This is a genomic window from Staphylococcus coagulans (assembly GCF_002901995.1).
Lineage (GTDB): Bacteria > Bacillota > Bacilli > Staphylococcales > Staphylococcaceae > Staphylococcus > Staphylococcus coagulans.
The window spans coordinates 1-317 of record NZ_PPQN01000088.1 but is presented as its reverse complement, the minus strand read 5'-3'; the positions used below and the strand labels follow the sequence as shown (position 1 = coordinate 317).

1 protein-coding gene is annotated in these 317 nt (G+C 40.4%); it reads left to right on the top strand.

Annotated elements, in window-relative coordinates; all coding sequences use genetic code 11:
* A partial coding sequence (locus tag CD118_RS12060; protein ID WP_425353209.1) for a hypothetical protein occupies positions 1–317 on the top strand: 317 nt, incomplete at both ends.

Genomic DNA, 317 nt, shown 5'->3' with positions numbered 1-317 from the left:
GAAGGGGAAAGTGGCCAAAATGAAGGCAATCAAGAAGAGATAGAAGAACATCAAATTATCGACATCATTGAAGACACAACGCCAGAAGGAGAAAGTGGCCAAAACGAAGGCAGCCAAGAAGAGGTAGAAGAGAATCAAATTATTGACATTATTGAAGACACAACGCCAGAAGGAGAAAGTGGTCAAAATGGAGGTAATCAAGAAGAGGTAGAAGAGCACCAAATTATCGACATCATTGAAGACACAACGCCAGAAGGAGAAAGTGGTCAAAATGGAGGTAATCAAGAAGAGATAGAAGAGCACCAAATTATTGACAT